Origin of the sequence: Paraburkholderia sp. SIMBA_027 (assembly GCF_046535315.1) — a bacterium.
Taxonomy (GTDB): Bacteria; Pseudomonadota; Gammaproteobacteria; order Burkholderiales; family Burkholderiaceae; genus Paraburkholderia; species Paraburkholderia tropica.
In genome coordinates this window covers 1-263 of record NZ_JAWRWY010000855.1, presented here as the reverse complement: position 1 = coordinate 263, position 263 = coordinate 1, and the positions used below count along the sequence as shown (strand labels likewise).

The following is a 263-nucleotide window of genomic DNA, read 5'->3' as shown; positions in this document are numbered from 1 at the left end:
ACAGATTGCCCGGATGCAAGGCGCTGCAGTGCCAGGCCAATATGCAGCTGTTGCCGCCAGCGGACGAACGACATGCCCGTCTCCTTCAGGAACAGCCGCGTCAGCGTGCGGTTGCTGGCACCAACGCGCGCGCCCCACTCCTCTATCGTGAACCGCACGGCGGGGTCATCGACCAAGGTCTCAGCGAGACGCCGCAAACGGCGGTCTGTGGGCATAGGCAGATGCAGCGGCTCGAGCGGCGCTCCCTGCAGCTCATCGAGCAG

At 65.8% G+C, this 263-nt stretch carries 1 protein-coding gene; it reads right to left on the bottom strand.

Annotated elements, in window-relative coordinates; translation table 11 throughout:
• A partial coding sequence (locus SB764_RS41500) for a helix-turn-helix domain-containing protein (protein WP_410866967.1) occupies positions 1 to 263 on the bottom strand: 263 nt, incomplete at both ends.